General features: G+C 71.8%; 20 protein-coding genes, 2 tRNA genes and 1 pseudogene. 10 read left to right on the top strand and 13 right to left on the bottom strand.

What is annotated here, in order from left to right; translation table 11 throughout:
- Positions 1–54: 54 nt before the first annotated feature.
- Together ACF08N_RS18520 and ACF08N_RS18525 are read right to left on the bottom strand one after the other, a co-directional pair.
- On the bottom strand, positions 55–690 hold the full coding sequence (locus tag ACF08N_RS18520; RefSeq protein WP_392325675.1) for an alpha/beta family hydrolase: 636 nt from the start codon (positions 688–690) through the stop codon (positions 55–57).
- 513 nt (positions 691–1,203) lie between these two features.
- Positions 1,204–2,019 carry an SOS response-associated peptidase gene (locus ACF08N_RS18525; RefSeq protein WP_392325706.1) on the bottom strand — a complete coding sequence of 272 codons (816 nt, stop codon included), beginning with the start codon at positions 2,017–2,019 and terminating at the stop codon, positions 1,204–1,206.
- 50 nt (positions 2,020–2,069) lie between these two features.
- On the opposite strand from ACF08N_RS18525, the gene ACF08N_RS18530 reads away from it, so the two are divergent.
- The 4 genes from ACF08N_RS18530 to ACF08N_RS18545 all read left to right on the top strand — a co-directional run bounded on the left by ACF08N_RS18530 (position 2,070) and on the right by ACF08N_RS18545 (position 5,640).
- Complete coding sequence (locus tag ACF08N_RS18530) at positions 2,070–2,810, top strand: M50 family metallopeptidase (RefSeq protein WP_392325676.1); 741 nt, start codon at positions 2,070–2,072, stop codon at positions 2,808–2,810.
- A gap of 40 nt (positions 2,811–2,850) precedes the next feature.
- Positions 2,851–4,188, top strand: coding sequence for a 3-phosphoshikimate 1-carboxyvinyltransferase (gene aroA, locus ACF08N_RS18535; RefSeq protein WP_392325677.1), 1,338 nt, complete (start codon positions 2,851–2,853; stop codon positions 4,186–4,188).
- A 4-nt stretch (positions 4,189–4,192) separates the two neighbouring features.
- On the top strand, positions 4,193–5,206 hold the full coding sequence (gene rsgA, locus ACF08N_RS18540) for a ribosome small subunit-dependent GTPase A (protein WP_392325678.1): 1,014 nt from the start codon (positions 4,193–4,195) through the stop codon (positions 5,204–5,206).
- A 110-nt stretch (positions 5,207–5,316) separates the two neighbouring features.
- Positions 5,317–5,640 (top strand): DMT family transporter, encoded by a 324-nt coding sequence (locus ACF08N_RS18545; protein WP_392325679.1) that lies wholly within the window; start codon positions 5,317–5,319, stop codon positions 5,638–5,640.
- On the opposite strand, the gene ACF08N_RS18550 is transcribed toward ACF08N_RS18545, so the two are convergent.
- Positions 5,606–6,262 carry a TetR/AcrR family transcriptional regulator gene (locus tag ACF08N_RS18550; protein WP_392325680.1) on the bottom strand — a complete coding sequence of 219 codons (657 nt, stop codon included), beginning with the start codon at positions 6,260–6,262 and terminating at the stop codon, positions 5,606–5,608. The genes ACF08N_RS18545 and ACF08N_RS18550 overlap by 35 nt on opposite strands.
- 135 nt (positions 6,263–6,397) lie before the next feature.
- Here ACF08N_RS18550 and hisN point away from each other — a divergent pair, with 135 nt between their 5' ends.
- Positions 6,398–7,198: a histidinol-phosphatase gene (gene hisN, locus ACF08N_RS18555; RefSeq protein WP_392325681.1), complete on the top strand. Its 801-nt coding sequence runs from the start codon at positions 6,398–6,400 to the stop codon at positions 7,196–7,198.
- A gap of 169 nt (positions 7,199–7,367) precedes the next feature.
- The gene (locus ACF08N_RS18560; RefSeq protein WP_392325682.1) at positions 7,368–7,766 is read left to right on the top strand and encodes a cyclic nucleotide-binding/CBS domain-containing protein; all 399 of its coding nucleotides are present in this window, start codon (positions 7,368–7,370) and stop codon (positions 7,764–7,766) included.
- Between the two features lie 78 nt (positions 7,767–7,844).
- Here ACF08N_RS18560 and ACF08N_RS18565 read toward each other — a convergent pair whose 3' ends face one another.
- On the bottom strand, positions 7,845–9,296 hold the full coding sequence (locus ACF08N_RS18565; protein ID WP_392325683.1) for a catalase: 1,452 nt from the start codon (positions 9,294–9,296) through the stop codon (positions 7,845–7,847).
- Positions 9,297–9,457: 161 nt separating this feature from the next.
- On the opposite strand from ACF08N_RS18565, the gene ACF08N_RS18570 reads away from it, so the two are divergent.
- A complete protein-coding gene (locus tag ACF08N_RS18570; RefSeq protein ID WP_392325684.1) occupies positions 9,458–9,874 on the top strand; it encodes a Fur family transcriptional regulator in 417 nt (138 codons plus the stop codon).
- 163 nt (positions 9,875–10,037) lie between these two features.
- Here ACF08N_RS18570 and ACF08N_RS18575 read toward each other — a convergent pair.
- The 4 genes from ACF08N_RS18575 to ACF08N_RS18590 form a co-directional block, all read right to left on the bottom strand.
- Positions 10,038–10,111 (bottom strand) — tRNA-Met (locus tag ACF08N_RS18575).
- Between the two features lie 65 nt (positions 10,112–10,176).
- The gene (locus ACF08N_RS18580; RefSeq protein WP_392325685.1) at positions 10,177–12,537 is read right to left on the bottom strand and encodes a sel1 repeat family protein; all 2,361 of its coding nucleotides are present in this window, start codon (positions 12,535–12,537) and stop codon (positions 10,177–10,179) included.
- A 216-nt stretch (positions 12,538–12,753) separates the two neighbouring features.
- Positions 12,754–12,827: transfer RNA gene (locus ACF08N_RS18585), tRNA-Met, on the bottom strand.
- A gap of 41 nt (positions 12,828–12,868) precedes the next feature.
- Positions 12,869–15,754: a UPF0182 family protein gene (locus ACF08N_RS18590; RefSeq protein WP_392325707.1), complete on the bottom strand. Its 2,886-nt coding sequence runs from the start codon at positions 15,752–15,754 to the stop codon at positions 12,869–12,871.
- Between the two features lie 136 nt (positions 15,755–15,890).
- On the opposite strand from ACF08N_RS18590, the gene ACF08N_RS18595 reads away from it, so the two are divergent.
- Positions 15,891–16,469, top strand: coding sequence for a PPA1309 family protein (locus ACF08N_RS18595; RefSeq protein WP_392325686.1), 579 nt, complete (start codon positions 15,891–15,893; stop codon positions 16,467–16,469).
- 128 nt (positions 16,470–16,597) lie between these two features.
- On the opposite strand, the gene ACF08N_RS18600 is transcribed toward ACF08N_RS18595, so the two are convergent.
- The 4 genes from ACF08N_RS18600 to ACF08N_RS18615 all read right to left on the bottom strand — a co-directional run bounded on the left by ACF08N_RS18600 (position 16,598) and on the right by ACF08N_RS18615 (position 20,049).
- Positions 16,598–17,686, bottom strand: a complete 1,089-nt coding sequence (locus tag ACF08N_RS18600) for a PDZ domain-containing protein (protein ID WP_392325687.1) — start codon at positions 17,684–17,686, stop codon at positions 16,598–16,600.
- Positions 17,687–17,772: 86 nt separating this feature from the next.
- Positions 17,773–17,952 (bottom strand): hypothetical protein, encoded by a 180-nt coding sequence (locus ACF08N_RS18605; RefSeq protein ID WP_392325688.1) that lies wholly within the window; start codon positions 17,950–17,952, stop codon positions 17,773–17,775.
- A gap of 169 nt (positions 17,953–18,121) precedes the next feature.
- The gene (locus ACF08N_RS18610) at positions 18,122–18,583 is read right to left on the bottom strand and encodes a molybdenum cofactor biosynthesis protein MoaE (RefSeq protein WP_392325689.1); all 462 of its coding nucleotides are present in this window, start codon (positions 18,581–18,583) and stop codon (positions 18,122–18,124) included.
- A 344-nt stretch (positions 18,584–18,927) separates the two neighbouring features.
- Positions 18,928–20,049 carry an SDR family oxidoreductase gene (locus ACF08N_RS18615; protein WP_392325690.1) on the bottom strand — a complete coding sequence of 374 codons (1,122 nt, stop codon included), beginning with the start codon at positions 20,047–20,049 and terminating at the stop codon, positions 18,928–18,930.
- A gap of 215 nt (positions 20,050–20,264) precedes the next feature.
- Here ACF08N_RS18615 and ACF08N_RS18620 point away from each other — a divergent pair, with 215 nt between their 5' ends.
- A complete protein-coding gene (locus ACF08N_RS18620) occupies positions 20,265–21,737 on the top strand; it encodes a zinc-dependent metalloprotease (protein ID WP_392325691.1) in 1,473 nt (490 codons plus the stop codon).
- Positions 21,734–22,267, top strand: coding sequence for an NUDIX hydrolase (locus ACF08N_RS18625; protein ID WP_392325692.1), 534 nt, complete (start codon positions 21,734–21,736; stop codon positions 22,265–22,267). The genes ACF08N_RS18620 and ACF08N_RS18625 overlap by 4 nt, the downstream gene beginning before the upstream one ends.
- 68 nt (positions 22,268–22,335) lie before the next feature.
- Here ACF08N_RS18625 and ACF08N_RS18630 read toward each other — a convergent pair.
- Positions 22,336–22,427, bottom strand: a pseudogene (locus tag ACF08N_RS18630) (AIM24 family protein); the annotation flags it as partial.

The raw sequence follows: 22,427 nt of genomic DNA on the forward strand, positions 1-22,427 counted from the left end.
CTCCCTACTCCATGCTCTGTACTGACACCCGCCTCAACAGTGCCCATCCGCGACTCATTCCCGGAGTGCGGCCGTCCACTGCGTCACAGCGCCGGTGATCGTGGCGAGGGTCTCGGACTCCGCGATGCCGGCCCGCTTCGGCACGGCGAACCCGTGATCCCCCAGCGGTACTTCGACGAGTTCGTACGGCCCGTCGGGGAACTCCCCGGGCTTGCCGAAGGGGTCGTTGCCGCCCTGGACGACGAGGGTGGGCACGCCCGCGCCCAGCAGTTCGTCCGCGCGGGACTTCTCGGGGCGGCCGGGCGGATGCAGCGGAAAACTCAGCGCGAGCACGCCCGCGGCGCCGAGCTCGGCGGCCGTCCGGCAGGCGACCCGCGCCCCGGCGCTGCGGCCGCCGGCCACGACGGGCAGCCCCGCCTTCTCCAGGGCGGGCCACACGCCGCGCCACGAGGCGTCGAGCGCCTTCGGCGCGGGGGCGACCTTCTTGCCGGCGACGCGCCAGGGCTGCTCGACGAGGGCGACGGTGACGCCGTGCCCGGGCAGTGCCCCGGCGACGGCCCGCAGGTCCCGCGCCTCGACCCCGCCCCCGGCCCCATGCCCGAGCGCCAGAACGAGCCACGCCCGCTTCGCCCCGAACCAGGTGACGCGTGCGTCTCCGCCGGCGACCTCGATGATCTCTTTCCGCTCCATCCCCCCATTCTCCGCCGCGAAGCCGGTCCGGGGACGGAGGTGAAGCCCCCGCTCCGGGACGGGCCGGCGGAGCTTGCCCCGCCCGAAGCCCGCACGGCCCCGCCGGGCCGGAGCCCGGGGTCCCGCGCCCGACTGGGCGCAGGGCGCCGCCGGGTCCGAGCCGGGAGCCCGCCCGACGCCGAGGCGGAGCCCCGAAGTACGCCCGGCAGGACGCAGCCGGGCCCGGGACGAAGGCCCTTTGCGCCCGGCAGGGCGCAGCGGGATCCGGGGCCGAAGCCCCAAAGCGCCCGCAAGGCCCATCGGGATCCGGAGCGAAACCCCGAAGCATGCGCCCGGCAAGCGCCCCACAGGGCCCAGCCGGGTCCGGGACGAAGTCCCAAAGCACGCGCCCAGCAGGCCCCAGCGGGTCCGGGGCGGAGCCCCGATGCAGGCGCCCGGCAGGGGCAGCGGGGCCCGGGGCGGAGCCCCGGTTCGGGAAGGGGCGGGGTGGGGTGGGGAAAGGGTCCCGCGGGGTCAGAACAGCACCGGCTCCTCCGGGCCCGACAGTTCCTCCAGCAGCTCCGGCCCGTTGTTGCGCACATTGCTGACCGCCGTCGTCACCGCATACGCCCGCATCAGCCCCTCCGGCGGCGCCGCCAGCAGCTCCCGGACCTCGTCGGGGTTCGTCGTCGTCGGGTCCAGCCACGCGTCCCAGCGGTCCGACGTCAGCATCAGCGGCATGCGCGGGTGGATGTCGGACAGCGACCGCGGCCCCTCGGCGGGCGCGACACCCAGCGGCCCCTTCTCCGCCTCCGTGGTGATCACGGAGCACGTCACCCACCACGCCTGCGGATGGTCGTCCGGCAGCGTCCGGTCGCGCCAGAACTCGTACAGGCCCGCCATCGCGAACACCGAGCCGTCCGCCGGGGTCACGAAGTACGGCTGCTTCCGCGGGCGCTTCTTCTTCCCCTCGACCTCCAGCTCCCGCTCGCCGGTCCCGGTCACCCACTCGTAATAGCCGTCGGCCGGCAGGATGCAGCGGCGCGAGAGGAAGGGCCTGCGGAACGCGGGCTTCTCGTGCACCGTCTCCGCCCGCGCGTTGATCATCCGGGCCGCGCCCTCGGGCGACTTGGCCCACGACGGCACCAGGCCCCACTTCAACGCGCGCATCTGCCGAACCGGACGCCGGTCCGCCGCGTCCTTCACAGGACGTTCGAGGATCGCGTAGACCTCCTTGGTCGGGGCCACGTTCCAGTCGGGTGCCAGAGTCTCCTCCGGTTCCCACTTCTCGACCTGGAACAGCCCGGCGAGATCCTCGGGCCTACGGCTGGCTGCATACCTCCCACACATAAGTGCCACACTGCCACTTCCGTACGCCGTCCGAGGGAGCCGCCCGCGAAATGGTCACCACACACACCGCAACGGTCCTCGGCAGCGAGACCTTCGCCGACTTCTGGGACCGGCTGATCGGCACCCAGAGCGCGCCCGACGCCTGGCTCGTCGTCGTCACCGGCGTCGTCGCGCTCGCCGCCGTCGTACCCGGCAGCCTGTGGCGGCTGTCACGGAACGCCGTCACCATCGCCCACGAGGGCGGTCACGGCCTCGTGGCCCTGCTCACCGGCCGCTCGCTCCAGGGCATCAGGCTGCATTCGGACACCAGCGGCCTGACCGTCAGCCGGGGCAGGCCGACCGGGCTCGGCATGATCCTTACTGCGGCCGCCGGCTACACCGCCACCCCGCTGCTCGGCCTCGGCGGCGCCTGGCTGCTCGCCGCGCACCACATCACGCTGCTGCTGTGGGCGGCCACGGCGCTGCTGCTGGCGCTGCTGGTCATGGTGCGCAACGCGTACGGCGTGCTCACGGTGACGGCGACGGGCGCCGCGTTCCTCCTCGTGTCCTGGCTGACGGAGCCCATCGTGCAGTCGGTCTTCGCGTACACGGCCGTGTGGTTCATGCTGCTCGGCGGCGTACGGCCGGTGTTCGAGCTGCAGTCCAAGCGCCGCCACGGAGGGGCGCCCGACTCGGACGCGGACCAGCTGGCCCGGCTCACCCATGTGCCGCCCCTCGTATGGCTGGCGTTCTTCCATCTGGTGGCCTTCTGTTCGCTGATCGGCGGAGGCCGCTGGCTGCTCGGGCTCTGACCTCGGAGGCGGTGGGCGCCGAGCCACTAAAGTGAGGGCCATGACCGACAGCACCGTGCACCCCGCCCTCTGGCCCGCCCCCTACGCGACCGGAGCCGTCGAAGCGACGGTCACCGTGCCCGGATCGAAATCGGTCACGAACCGCGCTCTCGTGCTGGCCGCCCTCGCCGCCGAGCCGGGCTGGCTGCGCCGCCCGCTGCGCTCCCGCGACACCCTCCTGATGTCGGCCGCGCTCCAGGCGATGGGCGTCGGCATCGAGGAGACCGTCTCCTCCAGCACCACGGGCGGTGGGGGCGAGGCGTGGCGCGTCATCCCCTCGGGGCTGCACGGCCCGGCGACGGTCGACGTCGGCAACGCGGGCACGGTCATGCGGTTCCTGCCGCCCGTCGCCGCGCTCGCCGACGGCCCGATCCGTTTCGACGGCGACCCGCGGTCCTACGAGCGCCCGCTCGGCGGAGTGATCGGTGCGCTGCGCACCCTCGGGGCCCGTATCGACGACGACGACCGCGGCGCGCTGCCGATGACGGTGCACGGCGGAGGCGCGCTGGACGGCGGTTCGGTGCGGATCGACGCCTCGTCGTCGTCCCAGTTCGTGTCCGCGCTGCTGCTGTCGGCACCGCGTTTCAACCAGGGGGTCGAGGTGCGCCACGTGGGCGGCCGGCTGCCCTCGATGCCGCACATCCGGATGACCGTCGACATGCTGCGCGCGGTCGGCGCCCAGGTCGACGAGCCGGAGACCGGCGGCGAGCCGGACGTCTGGCGGGTCTCGCACAGCGCCCTGCTGGGCCGCGACCTGACCATCGAGCCCGACCTGTCCAACGCCCAGCCGTTCCTCGCGGCCGCGCTGGTCACCGGCGGCCGGGTCACGATCCCGGACTGGCCCGAGCGCACCACCCAGCCCGGTGACGCGCTGCGCGAGATCTTCACCGAGATGGGCGGCTCCTGCGAGCTGACGACGACCGCGGACGGTACGGCGCTGGTGTTCACCGGAAGCGGCCGGATCCACGGCATCGACGTGGACCTGGGCGAGGTCGGCGAGCTCACCCCGGGCATCGCGGCGGTGGCGGCGCTCGCCGACTCGCCGTCGACGCTGCGCGGTGTGGCGCACCTGCGGCTGCACGAGACGGACCGGCTGGCGGCGCTCACCAAGGAGATCAACGAGCTCGGTGGCGACGTCACCGAGACCGAGGACGGCCTGCACATCCGCCCGCGCCCGCTGCACGGCGGCGTGTTCCACACCTACGACGACCACCGGATGGCGACGGCCGGTTCGATCATCGGTCTCGCGGTGAAGGACGTGCAGATCGAGAACGTGGCGACCACCGCCAAGACGTTGCCGGACTTCCCGCGGATGTGGGCCGAAATGCTCGGGGCCTGACGTCATGCGCCGCTACGGCAAGCACACCGACGAGGACGACATCCGCTCCCGCCCGAACCGCAAGGGCAACCGCCCGCGCACCAGCATCCGGCCCAAGCACGAGGACGCGGCGGAGGGGATGGTCCTCACCGTCGACCGCGGCCGGCTGACCTGTCTGGTCGAGGACCGGGTCGTGATGGCGATGAAGGCCCGCGAGCTGGGCCGCAAGGCGGCGGTCGTGGGCGACCGGGTCGGCATCGTCGGTGACCTGTCGGGCGCGAAGGACACCCTGGCCCGGATCGTGCGGATCGAGCCGCGCAGCTCGGTGCTGCGGCGTACGGCCGACGACGACGATCCCTTCGAGCGCGTGGTCGTCGCCAACGCGGACCAGCTCGCGATCGTCACCGCGCTCGCCGACCCCGAGCCGCGCCCCCGGCTGATCGACCGCTGCCTGGTCGCGGCGTACGACGGCGGTCTGGAGCCGCTGCTGGTGCTGACCAAGTCGGACCTCGCCCCGCCGGACGAGCTGCTGGAGATGTACGGCGCGCTGGGCGTGCCCCATGTGGTCACCACCTCCGAGGAGTTCGTGGACGGCCTGGCGGCGGAGCGCGTGCGCGAGCACCTGGTGGGCCGGACGACGGCGTTCGTCGGGCACTCGGGTGTCGGCAAGACGACGCTGGTGAACGCACTGGTGCCGCAGGAGCGGCGGCGCAGCACCGGCCTCGTCAACGCGGTCACCGGCCGTGGCCGGCACACGACGACGTCGGCGCTCGCCCTGCCGCTCGCGGACGAGAAGGGCGGCTGGGTGATCGACACCCCGGGTGTGCGGTCGTTCGGCCTGCACCATGTCGATCCGTCCCGCGTCATCAATGCCTTCCCGGATCTGGAACCGGGTACGGAGGGCTGCCCGCGCGCCTGCTCCCACGACGAGCAGGACTGCGCGCTGGACGACTGGGTGGCCGAGGGCCACGCGGATCCCGCCCGGCTGTACTCCCTGCGGCGGCTTCTGGCGACGCGGGAGCGACGCGAAGGTGACTGAGTCGCCCGCGTTTGCGGCCTGCGGCCTTTGGTAAGTGCATAATCGCACCAAGTCGGACCAAGCAGTCTCAGACCGAGCAGTCACCGAATGACGCGGGAGGCCGAAGACCGATGGCGTGGCTGCTGGTGGTGGTCGCCGGGTTGCTGGAGACGGGCTTCGCCGTCTGCCTCAAGCTGTCGCACGGCTTCACCCGATTGTGGCCGACGGTCGCCTTCGCGGCCTTCGCCCTCGGCAGCTTCGGCCTGCTGACCCTCTCTCTGCGGAAGCTCGACGTCGGGCCCGCGTACGCGGTGTGGACCGGCATCGGTGCGGCCGGTACGGCCCTCTACGGCATGCTCTTCCTCGGCGACCTGGTCTCCACCCTCAAGATCGTCTCGATCACGCTGGTGATCGTCGGCGTCATCGGTCTGCAGCTCTCGGGCTCGTCGCGCTGAGGGCGGCCCCGGCCCCGCCCACCGTGCCCAGCACCAGCTGGGCGACCCCGTCGCCCGCGGGCGCGATCACCCAGGACAGCGCCAGGCGTACGGCGAGTTCGCAGCGCTGCGGCAGATCCGCCGGGTCGTCGATGGCGCGCCCCTCCCGTGACCGACGCGCGTGCCCCACGGCCGCGCGCGACCGGTCCCGTACGGCCGCGAGCAGCTCGGCCGGGGCGGGGAGCCCGGCGTCGGCGCGGCGCTGGGCCGGCACCACGGAGGGGGCGGCGCCCCGGCGCACCGGGCGCGGCACGGGCAGCCGTTCGCCCCAGCAGCCGGTGAGCAGGGCACGCAGCAGGGGCCGGGTGCGGGCCTCGCCGACGGTCCATTCGGCGAGGGAGACCAGCCGTTCGGCCGGTTCGGTCCGCTGGGCCAGCAGCCGTTCCACCCCGCGCAGGTAGCGATCGGCCTCGCGCCGCACCAGGGCCCGGGCGAGCCCGTCCTTGCTGCCGAACTCGTTGTAGAGCGTCTGGCGGGAGACTCCCGCGGCTCCGGCGACATCGGCCATCCGCACGCCGGACCAGGGGAGTTCGCCGAGCGCCGCGAGCGCGGCGTTCAGCAGGGACTCTCGTGCTGCGGGCATCGTCGCCTCCCGGGCCGGGCGTGTGTGGGCACAGGGTTGACGGGCCCGCCGGGGCTGTCAAGGGACGCGGCAGCGCGCCTCGCGGCCGCCCCCGTCGCCAGGAAGGGGTGGTGGTGGCACCGATAGAGTGACGACATGCCCGACTACCACGATGATCTGCGCCTCGCCCATGTCCTCGCGGACGCCGCCGACGCCACCACGATGGAGCGGTTCAAGGCTCTGGACCTCAAAGTCGAGACGAAGCCGGACATGACACCGGTGAGCGAGGCCGACAAGGCTGCCGAGGAGTTGATCCGCGGGCAGCTCCAGCGGGCACGGCCGCGCGACGCGGTCCTCGGCGAGGAGTACGGCATCGAGGGCACGGGCCCGCGGCGCTGGGTCGTCGACCCGATCGACGGCACCAAGAACTACGTGCGCGGCGTTCCGGTGTGGGCGACGCTCGTCTCGCTGATGGAGGCAGGCGAGGGCGGCTTCGAGCCGGTGGTGGGCGTGGTGTCGGCCCCGGCGCTGGGCCGCCGCTGGTGGGCGGCTAAGGGCGCCGGCGCGTACACCGGCCGCAGCCTGACGTCGGCGACGCGGCTTCATGTCTCGAAGGTCGAGCGGATACAGGACGCGTCGTTCGCGTACTCCTCGCTGAGCGGCTGGGAGGACCAGGGGCGCCTCGACGGGTTCCTGGACCTGACCCGGGCCTGCTGGCGCACCCGCGGCTACGGCGATTTCTGGTCGTACATGATGGTCGCCGAAGGTTCGGTGGACATCTGCGCCGAGCCGGAGCTGTCGCTGTGGGACATGGCCGCCCCGGCGATCGTGGTGCAGGAGGCGGGCGGGTCGTTCACCGGCCTCGACGGCACTCCGGGGCCGCACAGCGGCAACGCCGCCGCGTCGAACGGGCTGCTCCACCGCGAGCTCCTGGGCTATCTGAACCAGCGGTACTGACCCTTCCGGGCGCACGCCCGCGCCTTCGGAGGCTTTCGCGCGCGGCCCAACAGGCCGCGCGCGCCCTCTTGCTGCCCTGGTTCGGGGCTGGGACTCTGAGACTCCCCCCACTTGTGAACTTGTGAATCGGTTCTCTAGCAACCGGTACACCAAGGAGGTGGCTCCGTCCATGCTCGTCCGTGACGCCATGAGCACGGTGGTCCTCACCATCGGACCCGCACACACACTCCGCCAGGCGGCCAGTCTGATGGCCGCACGACGTATCGGCGCGGCGGTCGTCCTCGACGGCGACCTGGGGCTCGGGATCCTCACCGAGCGCGACATCCTGAACTCGGTCGGCTCCGGTCAGAACCCCGACCTGGAGACCGCCGGAACGCACACCACCACCGACGTCGTGTTCGCCGCGCCTTCCTGGACCCTGGAGGAGGCGGCCGAGGCCATGGCGCACGGCGGCTTCCGCCATCTGATCGTGACGGACAACGGCGGCCCGATCGGCATCGTCTCCGTCCGCGACATCATCCGCTGCTGGGTGCCGGCCAGGCGGCACGCGGGCTCGGTCGCCGGCTGAGCACGCCGGTTTCACGCCCACGCCAAGAGGGCCGGATCCCCCTGGACAGGAGTCCGGCCCTCTTGCAACGACAAGCGGTCAGCCGCGAAGGGCCTGGACCGCGGCCTCGAGCCGCTTGCCGAAGTCACCGTCCGCCTGGCGGAAGTTGCCGATCGCGCGCTCGGCGATGTCGTCACGCGACACCTTGGCGATGAAGCCGGCGAGGTTGTCGATCAGACGGCCCTTCTCGTCCTCGGACATCAGGCGGTAGAGGTTGCCCGCCTGCACGAAGTCGTTGTCCTCGGAGTGGACGGGCGCCGGGTGGTCGCCGGTCGCACCGGTCACCGGGACCGGCTGCCACAGCGGGCGGTCGATCTGGTGCGGGCCGCCGAAGCTGTTGGGCTCGTAGTTCTTCGCGCCCTTGTGACGGCCGTCGTACAGGAAGCCGTCACGGCTGTTCGTACGCGCCTCGGTGGCGTGCGGGCGGTTCACCGGCAGGTGGTCGGCGTTGATGCCGACGCGGTAGCGGTGGGCGTCGCCGTACGCGAAGAGACGGCCCTGGAGCATCTTGTCCGGCGAGGGACCGATACCCGGCACGAAGTGCGCGGGGCTGAAGATGGACTGCTCGACCTCGGCGAAGATGTTCTCCGGGTTGCGGTTGAGCTCCAGCTTGCCGATCTCGATCGGCGGGTAGTCCTCGTGCGGCCACACCTTGGTGAGGTCGAACGGGTTGAAGCGGTAGGTCGCCGCCTCGGCCGCCGGCATGATCTGCACCTGCACGGTCCAGGTCGGGAAGTCACCGCGCTCGATGGCCTCGCGCAGGTCGCGCTGGTGGGAGTCCGGGTCCTCACCGGCGAGCTTGTTGGCCTCGTCCTGGGTGAGGTTCTTGATGCCCTGGTCGGTCTTGAAGTGGTACTTGACCCAGAAGACCTCGCCGGCCTCGTTGTTCCACTGGTAGGTGTGGGAGCCGTAGCCGTTCATGTGGCGGTACGAGGCGGGGATGCCGCGGTCGCCGAAGAGCCAGGTCACCTGGTGCGTGGACTCGGGCGACAGGCCCCAGAAGTCCCAGACGTTGTCCGCCTCCTGGCTGCCCGTGTACGGGTCGCGCTTCTGGGTGTGGATGAAGTCGGGGAACTTGATGGCGTCCTTGATGAAGAACACCGGGGTGTTGTTGCCGACGAGGTCGTAGTTGCCCTCTTCGGTGTAGAACTTCAGCGCCCAGCCGCGCGGGTCACGGACCGCGTCCGCCGCACCGAGGTTGCCCGCGACGGTCGAGAAGCGCAGGAACGTCTCCGTCTGCTTGCCGACCTCGGAGAGGAACTTCGCACGCGTCCACTGCGAGACGTCACGGGTGAGCGTGAACGTGCCGTAGGCGCCGGCGCCACGGGCGTGGACCACGCGCTCCGGGATGCGCTCGCGGTTGAAGTGCGCGAGCTTCTCGAGCAGCAGCTGGTCCTGGACCAGAACGGGACCACCGACGCCCGCCGTCTCGCTGTTCTGGTTGTCGGCGACCGGTGCTCCGGCCTCCGTGGTGAGGGGTCCCTGCGTCACGTGCGCCTCCTGCGTCGTTCCTGCCCATGATCAATTCAGCACAACAACCTGCCCTTGGCGTGCGCTGGTCTCGATCCTACGATGGACTTTGTCTAAGTCAAGTGAGCATCCAAAGTCACACCTGTTCGGGACCTGGGTCCCTTCACTGTTAGGCTGGTCCTATGAGTGACCTGTTGGAACGACTCCGCGGACGCGGCTGGCGCATGACCGCCCAGCGACGCGTCGTGGCCGAGGTCCTCGACGGCGACCATGTCCACCTGACGGCCGACGAGGTCCACGCCCGCGCGGTGGAGCGACTGCCCGAGATCTCCCGGGCCACCGTCTACAACACCCTGGGCGAGCTGGTCGGCCTCGGTGAAGTGCTCGAGGTGTCGACCGACCGCCGCGCCAAGCGCTACGACCCGAATGCCCACCGGCCCCACCAGCACCTGGTGTGCGCCCAGTGCGGTGCGATCCGCGACGTCCACCCGTCGGGCAACCCCTTGGCCGACCTCCCCGACTCCGAACGCTTCGGCTTCACGATCTCGGACGTCGAGGTGACCTACCGCGGCACCTGCCCGAACTGCGCTGCCGCGTAGCACGAAACCACTGAGAAGGGCCCCGACGACAGCGTCGGGGCCCTTCTTCGTCACGTCCGGCCGGGCGCCGGGCCTGCGTCGCCGAATCCGATCCGGCGACCGGCAGTGACGGGCCCGACATGACCGAAGGCCCGGATCTCAAGGATCCGGGCCTTCGTTTCAGTAGCGGGGACAGGATTTGAACCTGCGACCTCTGGGTTATGAGCCCAGCGAGCTACCGAGCTGCTCCACCCCGCGTCGGTGAACACCACCTTACGGGACCCCGTGGACCAGCGCAAATCCCTTCCCCCCAGCCCCAGGGGCTACGCGGTCAGCTCCTGGATCAGTGCCTCCCGCAGCTTCGCCGCACGCTCCGCGACCTCGGCCGGACCCAGCTCGACCGCCGTGGCGCACCAGCGCTGCCCCTCGGCGAGCTCGCCCCTGCGGGCCGCGAGCAGCGCGAGCCGCAGGGCGGCCCTGCCGTGCCCGGCGCGGGCCGCGCGGGCCCACCACAGGGCGGCCTCCCGCTCGCTGCCCTCGCGGGCGAGGAGCAGTCCGAGGTTGAAGGCGCCGCTGCGGCTGCCCGCCTCCGCCGCCTCGCGGTACCAGCGGGCCGCCTCCGCCATGTCCCCGCGGCCCGCGGCGAGCATGCCGACTCGCACCTGGGCGCGGCGGTGCCCCTGCTCGGCGGCACGCTCGTACCACTCCTCGCACTCGCTCTTCTCGGCCATCGGCTCGCCGAGCGCCGGCGGGCCCGGCGGCGGCCGGCGCGCGTCGAGCACGCTGGCGAGCCGGAACGCGGCCTCGGCACTCCCGCCGCCGGCCGCGCACCGCAGGTGGCGCTCGGCGGCCTGGTCGTCGCCCTCCTTGAGCCGGGCGATACCGACCTGGAGCGCGGCCTCGGTGTGGCCGGCGGCCGCGGCCCGCTCGTACCAGGACAGCGCGGTGCGGTCGTCGTCACGGCCGACGTGGAGGATGCCCAGGTTGAACGCCGCGTCGACGCTGCCCGCCTCCGCCGCCTTGGAGAACCAGGGTTCGGCGCCCGCGGGGTCCCCGGCCTGCAGGAGCAGGACGGCGAGCGCGTTCGCGGCCTCGCGGTGCCCGGCGTAGGCGGCGCGGCGGTACCACTGCTCGGCCTGGGCCGTGCGGTCCTGGGCGGCGCAGAGCAGCCCGAGGTTGTACGCGCCGTTGACGTCGCCCGCGTCCATGGCCGCGCGGTACCAGCGCTCGGCGGTCTGTGCCTCGCCGCGGGCGGCGTGCAGGGCGCCGAGGGCGTTCGCCGCGTTGCCGTCGCCGTCCTGGGCGGCCCGCAGCCACCACACGGCGGCGCTCTCCTCGTCGCCCGCGTCACGCAGCAGGAAGCCCAGCGCGCACGCCGCCCGGGCCTCGCCCTCCTTGGCGGCGGTCAGGTACCAGCGGCCGGCCTCCTTCAGCTCGCCGCGCCTCTCGAGGATGGCGCCGAGATGCAGGGCCGCCCGCCGGTGGCCGCGTGCGGCGGCCTGGCGGTGCCACTGGACGGCCTCGTCGAGCAGGCTCGGCTCGCGCTCGCCGGCGGGGCGGGCTGCCTCCGCCTCGGCGAGCACGCGCAGTCCGGCGTCCGTCTGCCACACGGCCCCGCCGACCGCGGGGGATCCCGTGTCGGGCCCGCGGCCGCCTCTGGCTCCACCACGGGGCACGCCGCCGGCCTGCACCCGCGCGTCACGGGCGCCGTCGACCGCCTGCACGCCGCTGCGCGGCGTCCGGTCACCGTGCCCGCGCACACCGTCGCCCGCGACGCGCTCGCCACCGGCACCACCCGTCGCACGGACGCCTCCGGCGGCGCCCTCACCGGGACCGCGGTCACCCTGCGTTCCGCCGCGGGGCATGCCGTCACCGCGCGGTGTCGCGGCGCGCACGCTGCCGCGCCGGTCCCCCTCCACGGGTGCGCCGTCGCCCCGGCGCGCGGCCGGTACGGCTGCGGTCCTGGGCTGCGGGGCGGCCGGCCCCAGTGGCCCGACGCCCCCGCCTGCCCGCACCTCCTCCGCGGCACGGCGCTCCAGCGCTCGGGCGAGGCGGTAGGCAGCCTCGCGGTGCCCCTGCTCGGCCGCCGTGCGCAGCCAGCGCTCGGCCCCGCCCTCACCCCGGTGCTCCAGCAGGTCGGCCAGTGCGTACGCCCCGAGGGCATGGCCCTGTTCGGCGGACTGGCGCAGCCAGTACTCGGCGGCCGGTTCGTCGCCGCGCTCACGGAAGTGACGGCCGAGTGCGTGCGCGGCGGCCGCCGAACCGGCGACCGCGGCGATACGCCACCACCCGGCCGCCTCATCCGCGTAGCCGCGCTGGTGCAGCAGGACGCCCAGGTTGTTGGCGGCCGCACGGTCGCCGTCGGCGGTCGCGCCGCGCAGATAGGGCTCGGCGCCGTCCAGGTCCCCCCGGCGCAGCAGCAGCGCGCCGAGCACGCTCATCGAGGCCGTGTCGCCGCGGTCGGCGGCGCTGCGGTGGCGCGCTTCGACGCCGGCGGTCTCCTCGGCGTCGACGTTGTCCGTGGCGGCGATGCCACCCGTCCTGACGACGTTGTCGCCGCGGCCGGAAGCGTCCAGCACGTCGACGGCGTCGACGGGATGGATCGCGTCCGCCGCGTTCCCGGCGTGCGGCTGCACAAACCGCCCTGACTCCAACAGAGTTGCCCTGTCCCCCATAAAATCCATCGTCGCACCACCTGCAACCCGCGTACACCTGGTATACCGCAGCCAGTGAGGTCACTTCAGCGTTTTGTCGACATGCCCACAGATGGATAAGTCAAACACGTCCGGCACCAACTAGCGCTCACCGGCACGCACTTCGGGCAACGAACCCCCCGAAGGGGGTCGGGTCAGCACGAAGAGGGCCCGGATCCTCAAGGATCCGGGCCCTCTTCATTCCAGTAGCGGGGACAGGATTTGAACCTGCGACCTCTGGGTTATGAGCCCAGCGAGCTACCGAGCTGCTCCACCCCGCGTCGTTGTTCCGTAAAGGTACCACGACACGGGGTGGATCCCCTCATCCGCCCTGGTCGGGCTCCTTCAGCCGGGCCTCGGCGTCCGCGGCCCGCTGGAGCGCCTCCTGCAGCGCGGACTGCGCCTTGCCGTAGGCCGTCCAGTCGCCCCTCTTCATGGCCGCCTGGCCGTCCGAGTACGCCTTCTGCGCGTCCTCGATGGCGTCCTGGAGCGCCGCGTCACCCGTGGCGGGCGGCTCGGTGGGCTCCGTCGGCGGCTCATCCGGCTCGGTCGGCGGTGTGGTGGTGTCGTCCGGCGCACGCTCGCCGAAGACCTGGGACAGCGCGCCGCCGAGGTCGTCGGCGAAGCCGATCCGCTGGCCGTACACCACGGCCACCTTGCTCAGCAGCGGGAACTCCGAGCCGCGGCCCTGGGCGTAGATCGGCTCGACGTACAGGAAGCCGCTGTCCAGGGGGACGGTCAGCAGATTGCCGTACTTGATGGTCGAGTCGGCGCCCTTGAGGTCGCGGACGAAGGTGGCGATCGGGTCGTGCCGGTTGAGCCGGCTCTGCACCTGCTCGGGACCGTCGACCTTGTCGTCCGTCACCCGCATCAGTCTGATGGTGCCGTAGTCGCGGCTCGTGGCGTCGGCGTCGACCGCCATGAACGCCCGCAGGTTGGGCCGTCCGCTGGGGGTGAACGTCGTCGTCAGGGCGAACTGCTGCCGCTCCTGCCCCGGGAGCTTGAGGGACAGGTAGTACGGCGGGACCGCGTTGCTGTCCGCCTTGGTGGGGTCGTTCGGCACCTGCCAGGCGTCACTCGCGTTGTAGAACGGAGCCGGCTCGGTGACGTGGTACAGGGACAGCAGCTCACGCTGGACCTTGAACATGTCCTGCGGGTACCGCAGATGGGCCTTCAGCTCGGCCGGGATCTCGGCCTTCGGCTTCACCGTGCCGGGGAACGCCTTCTTCCAGGTCTTGAGGACCGGGTCGTTCTCGTCCCACTCGTACAGGGTCACGGTGCCGTCGTAGGCGTCGACGGTGGCCTTCACCGAGTTCCGGATGTAGTTGACCTGGTTCTGCTGGGCAAGCACCGCGCGCTGCCGGTCGGTCAGGGCGTCGGCCGTGGTCTCCCCGAGCGTCGTACGGGACGCGTAGGGGTAGCCGTTGGTCGTGGTGTAGGCGTCGACGACCCACTGGATCCGCTTGCCCACGACCGCCGGGTAGGCGTCGCCGTCGATGGTCAGCCACGGGGCGACCGCTTCGACGCGCTCCTTGGGCGTGCGGTTGTAGAGGATCTTCGAACCCTCGCCGATCGCACCCGAGTACAGGATCTGCGGCTCGCTGAACGCGACGGCGTACGCGGCACGGTTGAGCGCGCCGGAGAGGTCGATGCCGCCCTTGCCCGCGTAGCTCGTGGTGACCTGGCCGCCGCCGTCCTTCTCGTAGTCGAGCTCCTTCTGGGGGCCGCCCACGATCGAGTACTGCGCGGTCTTCTCGCCGTAGTAGATCCGCTGCTCGTAGTCGCCGAGGCTGCCCTCGGAGGGGAGGCCGGACTCGGTGAACTCCGGGGCGCCGCCGGTGCCCCTGGCCGTGTCCGTGCCCTTCGCGGCGACGGCGCCGAAGCCGTGGGTGTACGTGAAGTGGTCGTTGATCCAGTTGCGCTTGTCGACGCCCTGGAGATTGATCTCACGCAGACCGATGACCGTGTCCTGGCCCTTGTAGCGGTCGATGTCCAGGGTGGAGGGGAACTGGTAGTACTTCCGCCCCTGCTCCAGCTGCTGGAACGTGGGCGAGACGATGTTGGGGTCGTTTATGCGGTAGCTGGCCGCCGAGTCGGCGTCCTTGCGCTGCTTCTCCGCGTCCTTGATCTGGCCGCGGCCCGAGTAGTCCGTCGGCTTCACGCCGTCGATGCCGTACGCCTTGCGCGTCGCCTCGATGTTCTTGCGGATGTACTCGGCTTCCTTGGCCTGCTCGTTCGGCTGGACCTGGAACTTCTGCACGATCGCCGGGTAGAGCCCGCCGATCAGGATCGCGGAGAGCACCATGAGCCCGAAGCCGATCATCGGCAGCTGCCACGTCCGGCGCCAGAGCGTGGCGAAGAACAGCACGGCGCAGATCACCGCGATGCAGAACAGGATCGTCTTGGCCGGCAGATAGGCATTCGCGTCGACGTAGCGCAGGCCGGTCCAGTTGCTCGTGGCCTTGAAGTCGCTGGACTTCACCGCGAGTCCGTACCGGTCGAGCCAGTACGCCACGGCCTTGAGCGCCACGAACAGGCCGAGCAGCACCGACAGGTGGCCGGTGGCGGCGCCCGTCGCCCGCGCGCCGGGGCTGGTGATCCGCAGCCCGCCGTACAGGTAGTGGGTCAGGGCGGCGGCGATCAGGGACAGCACGACGGCCGCGAAACCGAAGCCGAGCAGGAAGCGGTACCACGGCAGGTCGAACGCGTAGAACGCCACGTCCATCTTGAACTGCGGGTCCTTCTGGCCGAAGGGCACGCCGTTGACCCACATCAGCCAGGTCCGCCACTGGCTGGTGGCGGAGGCACCGGCGATCAGCCCGACAAGAGCGGTGATCGCGAGGAGCACCCACTTCTTGTACGGGGCGATGCCCATGCGGTACCGGTCGAGACTCTGCTGCTCCAGCGACATCGCGCTGAGCGGCGGCCGCAGCCGGTGCGCCAGCCAGATGTTCAGCCCGACGGCCGCTGCCATGAGCAGGCCGAAGACGGCGAACAATCCGATCTTGGTCCACAGGGTGGTCGTGAAGACGGAGGAGTACCTGACGGAGCGGTACCAGAGCCAGTCGGTCCAGAACCCGGCGAACATGACGAAGACCATGGCCAGAGCGGCCAGGACACCCAGTGTCATGAGCAGGGTGCGGACACGCCGGGTCGGCCGGCCCACTCTCATCCGTGGCCCGGTCGGGCCTCCGCCGCGGTCCGGCATCTGGAAAGCCAACGTGCGCACCTCGAAGTTCGCGGTCGTGTGAATCGGGCCCCGCGATCGTAGAGCCCACTGATGCAACTTACTGAGGCTTTACCTAGTTCCCGTCGCGGGGCAGGAAGGAGGCAGGATATTGACCATGTCCAACGCTTCTTCCCCCGCCCCCGACCATCAGCCCCCTTCGGGCCCGATCGCCGCGAGCCCGCTCACCCGGGCCGTGCTCGAGATCGACGAGTACGCCGCCACGCTCGGCTGGGACCAGCCGGCCCGGCTCTTCGCCCTCGTCGACACCGCTCGGCTGCGCTCCCAGGAGCCTGGTCTGGCCGCACAGCTCGGCCTCGACGAGGGCGACGCGGCTGCGCCGCTCACCCCGATCGAGCAGGACGAGATCCCGTCCGGCACCCCGCTCGACGAGTTCCTCGGCACGATCGCCTGGCCCGACGCGGTCGTCGGCTGCGCGCTGACGGTGGAGCGCCTGATGCTGCCGCCGTCCGCCGAGGCGTCCGTCCCGGACGGCCTCGACGAGGCGGCCCTGACCAAGTGGGTCGCCTCTCACCCGGACCGCCAGGAGGTCCGGATGACGGTGGCCGTGCTCCGCGACGGGGCCCGGGAGTCGGCCCTGCGTCTGCGCGAGAAGGACTCGGCGAAGGAGGTGCTCACGGGCGGCGGCCTGGTGCCGGGTCTCGCAGAGGCCCTGTCGGCGACGTTCGAGGACTGACCCGGCAGCCGTACGACGCGGCGAGGGCGCCGCTGATGCGCAGATCGCTCTGCGCATCAGCGGCGCCCTCGTGCCGTGCGCCCTCGTGCCGCGCCCCGTGCCTGTGCCCCAGGGACGTGCCCGCGGGCTCAGCCCGTCGAGCAGCTCGGCAGGGCCTCGGTGTCGCCCGAGCGGATCTTCGCCAGGGACTTCGTCGCGTCGGCGATCGTCTCGACCTTGACCAGCGTCAGGCCGTCCGGGGTGTCGGAGGCGGCGGAGGCGCAGTTGCCGCCGGGGGTCAGGAAGAACTCGGCGCCGGCGTTGCGCGCACCGACCAGCTTCATCTCGATGCCGCCGATCGGGCCGACCCTGCCGCTGTCGTCGATCGTGCCGGTCCCGGCGACGAACTCGCCGCCGGTGAGGTCCTCGGCGGTCAGCTTGTCGACAATGCCGAGGGCGAACATCAGGCCGGCGCTCGGGCCGCCGACATCGGCGAGGTTGATGTCGATCGTGAACGGGAAGGTGTGGTCGGTCCCGGCCTGGATGCCGACGATCGCGCGGTCGTCGTCCTCGGCCTTCACCGTGGTGATCGTGACCTTCTGGGTGCCCCGGGGCTCCTTGCCGGCCTTCTCCGCCGCGGCTGCCGCCTTGGCGGGGACGACGGTGAAGACGACCTCCTCGCCCGGCTTGTGCTTCACGACCTGCTCGGCGACGTCACCGGGCTCCTTGATCTCGGTGCCGTCCACCGCGCGGATGACATCGCCCGCGTGCAGCCTGCCCTCGGACGGCGATCCCTTGACGACCGTGGAGACGACCACCCGCGACGACACCGGGATCTTCAGCTCCCTCAGCGCCGCCACCTTGGCGCTCTCCTGGGACTGGCTGAATTCCTCGGCGTTCTCCTGCGTCGACTGCTCCTCGGTCTTCCCGTCGGGGTAGAGGGTGTCGTGCGGCACCACCACGTTGTCGTGGGCCACCCAGCCGTAGAGCGCCTCGACGAGGCTCATCTCGTAGTCCGCGCCGGTCACCCTGACGGTGGTCATGTTGAGGTGACCTGTGGTCGGGAACGTCTTGCGGCCGGAGACAGCGAGCACCGGCTCGCCGTCGGCGGAGCCCAGCGTGTTCACCGTCGGGCCGGGCGACATCTCCGCGTACGGGACCTTGAAGAAGACGCCTGCGCAGAGAAGCGCGATGAAGACGAGGGTGGAGGCGAGCATCGTCGCGGTGCGGCGTGGCATGGAACGACAGTACGGGACGAGCCTGTGCGAGTACGGCCGGGGCCGGTCCGTACGAGGGCCTGTCGGCGCCTGCGTACGCTTCGGCGTCACTGCCGGACGGCGTCCGTACCGGAGGAGGCGGCCTTCTCCATCGCATCGCGGAAGCGCGCGTAGCCGGCGAGCTCGGCGACGTCCCCGCTCGTGCGGTTCCGCTGGGCCCAGCCGGCCCATATCGCCGCACCGACAGCAGCGAAGAGCGGAATCAGCAACCAGGCCAGAACTGCCATCGCGACCTCCCTACCCCATGAGCGAACGCCTGAGTGATCAGCAGATTAGTCATCTGCGGCTTCAACGCTCCTGGCAGGGGTGGGGTTACGCAAATCGGGGCGGATGAGGGCCGACCGGGTTTCACCGGGCGGAATCGCACTGACGGCCCGTCAGGGATCCGTGCATGGGTCAGCAGGCTCCCACCCACTCCTCGGTGCCGTCCGAGAATTTCTGGTGCTTCCAGATCGGCACCTCGTGCTTGAGGTCGTCGATCAGCTTCCGGCACGCCTCGAACGCCTCCCCGCGGTGCGGGCACGAAACCGCGACCACCACCGCCAGATCACCGACCGCCAGGTCACCCACACGATGGACGGCGGCGAGCGCCCGAACGGGGTACTCGGCGGCCACCTTCTCGGCGATACGGCGCATCTCCGCCTCCGCCGTCGGGTGGCAGGAGTAGCCCAGGGTGTCGACATCGGCGCCGCCGTCGTGGTTGCGCACGGTGCCGACGAAGAGCGCGGTGCCGCCCGCGGCGTCGTCGCCCACGGCCGCGAAGACCTCGTCGACGGAGAGCGGGGTGTCACGGATCGCGAGCAGCCGGATGGGGTCCTGTGCCGCCTGCTCGCCGGGGTGGTCGTACGTGGGAGCCATGGTGCCATCGTGCCGCACGGCACTGACAGCGCGGAATAGCCCTTCCCACGGTTCGGCCCCGCCCGGCCTTGGAGCCTCCTACAGGAACGGCATGGACGCCCCGCCCCGGACGCCCCCTAGGGGGTGTCTCGCCGATCTTGCCGGGCTCCCGACGCCTGGCACCGCGCCTCTCCCCCGTAGCCCTTCGGGCACGGGAGGTGCCCCCAGCGTTGTCGTCGGTCGCCGACGCTCCGCGTCGCCTCCCTCCTCCGCCTTGCGATCCACGGCACCAGACCCTCCCCCTACGCCCTGCGGGCGTGGGGGGACCCCCACTCCCTCATCCGGCCTGATCGACAAGACGCCCCCTAGATCCGGCGGCGCGCCTTGCGGGCGCGGCGCACGAGTGCCGCCGTGCCCAGCAGGGCGACCGTCGCGCCCGCCGCGCCGGCGGCGGTGGCGTCCTTGCGGCCGAGGCGGCGGCCCGCGACGGTGTGCCGGCCCTCGACCTCCTCCAGCAGGGCGGTCAGCACCTCCTCGTTCGTCCACCGCGGACGCCAGCCGGCGTCGTGCAGCCGGCTCACGCTCACCACCCAGGGATGCATCGTGTACGCGAGGTCGCCCGCAGGAGAGGGCGTGAGGCCGATCCGGTGCAGACGGGCGGCCGCACCCAGCGCCACCGCCGACGGCAGCTCCATCCGGCGGATGCCGCTGAGCTCCTCGACCTCCTCCTGTTCCAGCCAGCCGTCGCAGCCGACGGCGAGCTCGCCCTCGACCTTCTCCAGCGCCGCGTACTCCAGGGCGCTCACCAGGTCCTCGACATGGCAGAACTGCCAGGTGGGCCGGGATCCGGCGACCACGAGCAGCCGGGGCGACTCGAAGTAGCGGGTCAGCGCGGTGTCGGTGCCGCCGACGAGAACGGCCGGCCGGACCACGGTGACGTTCAGGCCGGGATGGGCACGGGGCGCGCGGCGGCCCAGGCGTTCGATCTCCAGCAGGTCGCCGACACCGGTCGCCTCGGCGGTCGCGCGCAGCTCGGCGTCCTCGGAGAGCGGGATGTCGTTGTCGGGCAGCGCCCCGTAGACCATGGCGGAGGTGCACAGGACTACCCGGTGGACGCCGGCCGCGGCGGCGGCGGTCAGCACCGTCTGCGTACCGCGCACGTTGTACGCGGTACGGGCGGCCGAGTCGGTCTCCAGGTCGAGGTCCAGCGCAAGGTGCACCACGACGTCGGCACCCCGCAGCTTCTCCGCGATCGCCGGGTCGCGGACGTCGAGGATGTGCCAGTGCGCCTCGGGGACCTCGCCCCGGCGCTCGTCGATCGCGATGACCTGCTTGATCTCGTCGGAGGCGGCGAGGCGCCTGGTGAGCAGGTCACCGACGCCCGTGGCGGCACCGGTGACGGCCACGACGGGGCCACGCCCCTCGGGCCAGCGGCCGGCGGTTGAGCGGTTTCGCGCTGCGCGAACCTGCGGATCTGGGGAACTCACCAGGCGTCTCCAGCGGTTGTCTTCAATACGCAAGCGAATGACGCATACGCACCAGGTGGCGTCCATCCTGCCGCAGGCCACGTGCCGGCGGGGCACCGAGCCCGCAAGCGGCTCGGTGTCGAAGCCGCAGGGGCGCCCGGCCGCATAGGCTGGGAGGTGTTGTCGGGCAGTCGCCGCCGGCGGAAAGCCGGTGGCCCTACGAGCCGAGGAAACCCGTGAGTGACACCCCATTCGGATTCGGCCTTCCGCCGGAGGAGCCGGAGAACGGCGACGAGGGCAAGAAGAAGAATTCCGCCGGAGGTGGCCAGGGCTCCGGCGGGTCCCCGTCCAATCCCTTCGGCTTCGGCGAGGGCGGCGGGGACAACCCCTTCGCCGCCATGTTCGGCTCGCTGAACCCGGGCGATCTCGGCGCGGCGTTCCAGCAGCTCGGCCAGATGCTGAGCTACGAGGGCGGCCCGGTGAACTGGGACATGGCCAAGCAGATCGCCCGCCAGACCGTCTCCCAGGGCACGCCGGACGGCACCAAGGACGCGAGCGTCGGCCCGGTGGACCGCACCGCGGTCGAGGAGGCCGTGCGGCTCGCCGACCTGTGGCTGGACGGCGCCACCTCGCTGCCCTCGGGCGCGAGCACGGCCGTGGCGTGGAGCCGCGCGGAGTGGGTCGAGGCGACCCTCCCTGCGTGGCAGCAGCTCGTGGACCCGGTCGCCGAGCGCGTCGGCCTCGCCATGGGCGACGTGCTGCCCGAGGAGATGCAGGCCATGGCCGGCCCGCTGATCGGGATGATGCGCTCCATGGGCGGCGCGATGTTCGGCCAGCAGATCGGCCAGGCGGTCGGTGTCCTGGCCGGCGAGGTGGTCGGCTCGACGGACATCGGTCTCCCGCTGGGCCCGGCCGGCAAGGCCGCGCTCCTCCCGTTGAACATGGACGCGCTCGGCAAGGACCTCGGCGTGCCGAAGGAGGAGGTGCGGCTGTATCTCGCGCTGCGCGAGGCGGCCCACCAGCGCCTCTTCGCCCATGTGCCGTGGCTGCGCTCGCACCTGTTCGGCGCGGTCGAGGGATACGCCCGCGGCATCAAGGTCGACACGACCAAGCTGGAGGACGTGGTCGGCCAGTTCGACCCGTCGCATCCCGAGCAGCTGCAGGAAGCGCTGCAGCAGGGCATGTTCCAGCCGGAGGACACCCCGGAGCAGAAGGCGGCCCTGGCGCGTCTGGAGACGGCGCTCGCGCTGGTCGAGGGCTGGGTCGACGCGGTCGTCCACGAAGCCGCCTCGTCGCGGCTCACGTCCGCGAGCGCGCTGCGCGAGACGCTGCGCAGGCGCCGCGCGTCGGGCGGCCCGGCGGAGCAGACGTTCGCCACGCTGATCGGTCTGCAGCTGCGTCCGCGCAGGCTGCGGGACGCCGCGCGGCTGTGGGCCTCGCTGACGGACGCGCGCGGTGTCGACGGGCGTGACGCCCTGTGGGAGCACCCGGACATGCTGCCGACGGCGAGCGACCTGGACGACCCGGATGGCTTCGTGTACCGCGAGCAGCTGGACTTCTCCGAGCTGGACAAGATGCTCGGCGAGGCCGCCGGCGGCGGCACGGCACCGAATCTCGACAAGCCGGACGCCACCAGGGGCAAGCCTGGAGAGTCCGGCGAGAAGCCCGAAGGCCCGGCCGGCAGCGGCGAGGACGACACCGACAAGTGAGCCTCCACGACGACGCCGTCCTCGTGCTGAAGGGCTACGAGGCCCGTGAGGACGGCCAGGCCGCGCTGCGGCAGACGTATCTGGACCATCTGGCGGCGCATCCGGACGGGATGTGGAAGTCCTGCGGGGCCGGACATCTCACCGCGAGCGCCCTGGTGATCGATCCGGAGCGCGAGCGGGTGCTGCTGACGCTTCACCGGAAGCTCGGCATGTGGCTTCAGATGGGCGGCCACTGCGAGCCGCAGGACACGGCCCTGGCCGCGGCGGCGCTGCGCGAGGCCACGGAGGAGTCCGGGATCCCGGGTCTTTCCCTGCTGCCCGGTGGGCCGGTCACCCTCGACCGGCACCCGATCCCCGCGCCGTGCCACTGGCACCTGGACGTGCAGTACGCGGCACTGGCCCCGGCCGGGTCCGCCCCCGCGATCAGTGACGAGTCCCTGGACCTGCGCTGGTTCGCCTACGACGAGGTGGCGGGCGTCGCCGACGCCTCGGTCGTACGGCTTCTGGAGCGTACGCGGGCTGCGCTGTAGCACCCATGGGTAAGGGGCGGTCGCCATGGCGACCGCCCCTTACCCATGCCTCTGACCGTTCAGACCGTTCAGTTCCAGGCGTTGTTCTGGTTCTGCGCGTGGGAGCCGTGCTGGCCCACGCCGTACTGGGCGCGAAGACCCTGCCCGAGGTCCGCGTTCT

This window comes from Streptomyces sp. NPDC015127, assembly GCF_043080095.1.
Lineage (GTDB): Bacteria > Actinomycetota > Actinomycetes > Streptomycetales > Streptomycetaceae > Streptomyces.

What these genes read in the sequence shown, in the direction of transcription:
- ACF08N_RS18520 (WP_392325675.1), bottom strand. Translation starts at nt 690, where the DNA reads ATGGAGCGGAAAGAGATCATCGAGGTCGCCGGCGGAGACGCACGCGTC.
- ACF08N_RS18590 (WP_392325707.1), bottom strand. Translation starts at nt 15,754, where the DNA reads ATGCCGGACCGCGGCGGAGGCCCGACCGGGCCACGGATGAGAGTGGGC.
- ACF08N_RS18530 (WP_392325676.1), top strand. Translation starts at nt 2,070, where the DNA reads ATGGTCACCACACACACCGCAACGGTCCTCGGCAGCGAGACCTTCGCC.
- ACF08N_RS18560 (WP_392325682.1), top strand. Translation starts at nt 7,368, where the DNA reads ATGCTCGTCCGTGACGCCATGAGCACGGTGGTCCTCACCATCGGACCC.
- ACF08N_RS18570 (WP_392325684.1), top strand. Translation starts at nt 9,458, where the DNA reads ATGAGTGACCTGTTGGAACGACTCCGCGGACGCGGCTGGCGCATGACC.
- ACF08N_RS18595 (WP_392325686.1), top strand. Translation starts at nt 15,891, where the DNA reads ATGTCCAACGCTTCTTCCCCCGCCCCCGACCATCAGCCCCCTTCGGGC.
- ACF08N_RS18580 (WP_392325685.1), bottom strand. Translation starts at nt 12,537, where the DNA reads ATGGATTTTATGGGGGACAGGGCAACTCTGTTGGAGTCAGGGCGGTTT.
- ACF08N_RS18525 (WP_392325706.1), bottom strand. Translation starts at nt 2,019, where the DNA reads ATGTGTGGGAGGTATGCAGCCAGCCGTAGGCCCGAGGATCTCGCCGGG.
- ACF08N_RS18545 (WP_392325679.1), top strand. Translation starts at nt 5,317, where the DNA reads ATGGCGTGGCTGCTGGTGGTGGTCGCCGGGTTGCTGGAGACGGGCTTC.
- aroA (WP_392325677.1), top strand. Translation starts at nt 2,851, where the DNA reads ATGACCGACAGCACCGTGCACCCCGCCCTCTGGCCCGCCCCCTACGCG.
- hisN (WP_392325681.1), top strand. Translation starts at nt 6,398, where the DNA reads ATGCCCGACTACCACGATGATCTGCGCCTCGCCCATGTCCTCGCGGAC.
- ACF08N_RS18600 (WP_392325687.1), bottom strand. Translation starts at nt 17,686, where the DNA reads ATGCCACGCCGCACCGCGACGATGCTCGCCTCCACCCTCGTCTTCATC.
- ACF08N_RS18550 (WP_392325680.1), bottom strand. Translation starts at nt 6,262, where the DNA reads ATGCCCGCAGCACGAGAGTCCCTGCTGAACGCCGCGCTCGCGGCGCTC.
- rsgA (WP_392325678.1), top strand. Translation starts at nt 4,193, where the DNA reads ATGCGCCGCTACGGCAAGCACACCGACGAGGACGACATCCGCTCCCGC.
- ACF08N_RS18605 (WP_392325688.1), bottom strand. Translation starts at nt 17,952, where the DNA reads ATGGCAGTTCTGGCCTGGTTGCTGATTCCGCTCTTCGCTGCTGTCGGT.
- ACF08N_RS18610 (WP_392325689.1), bottom strand. Translation starts at nt 18,583, where the DNA reads ATGGCTCCCACGTACGACCACCCCGGCGAGCAGGCGGCACAGGACCCC.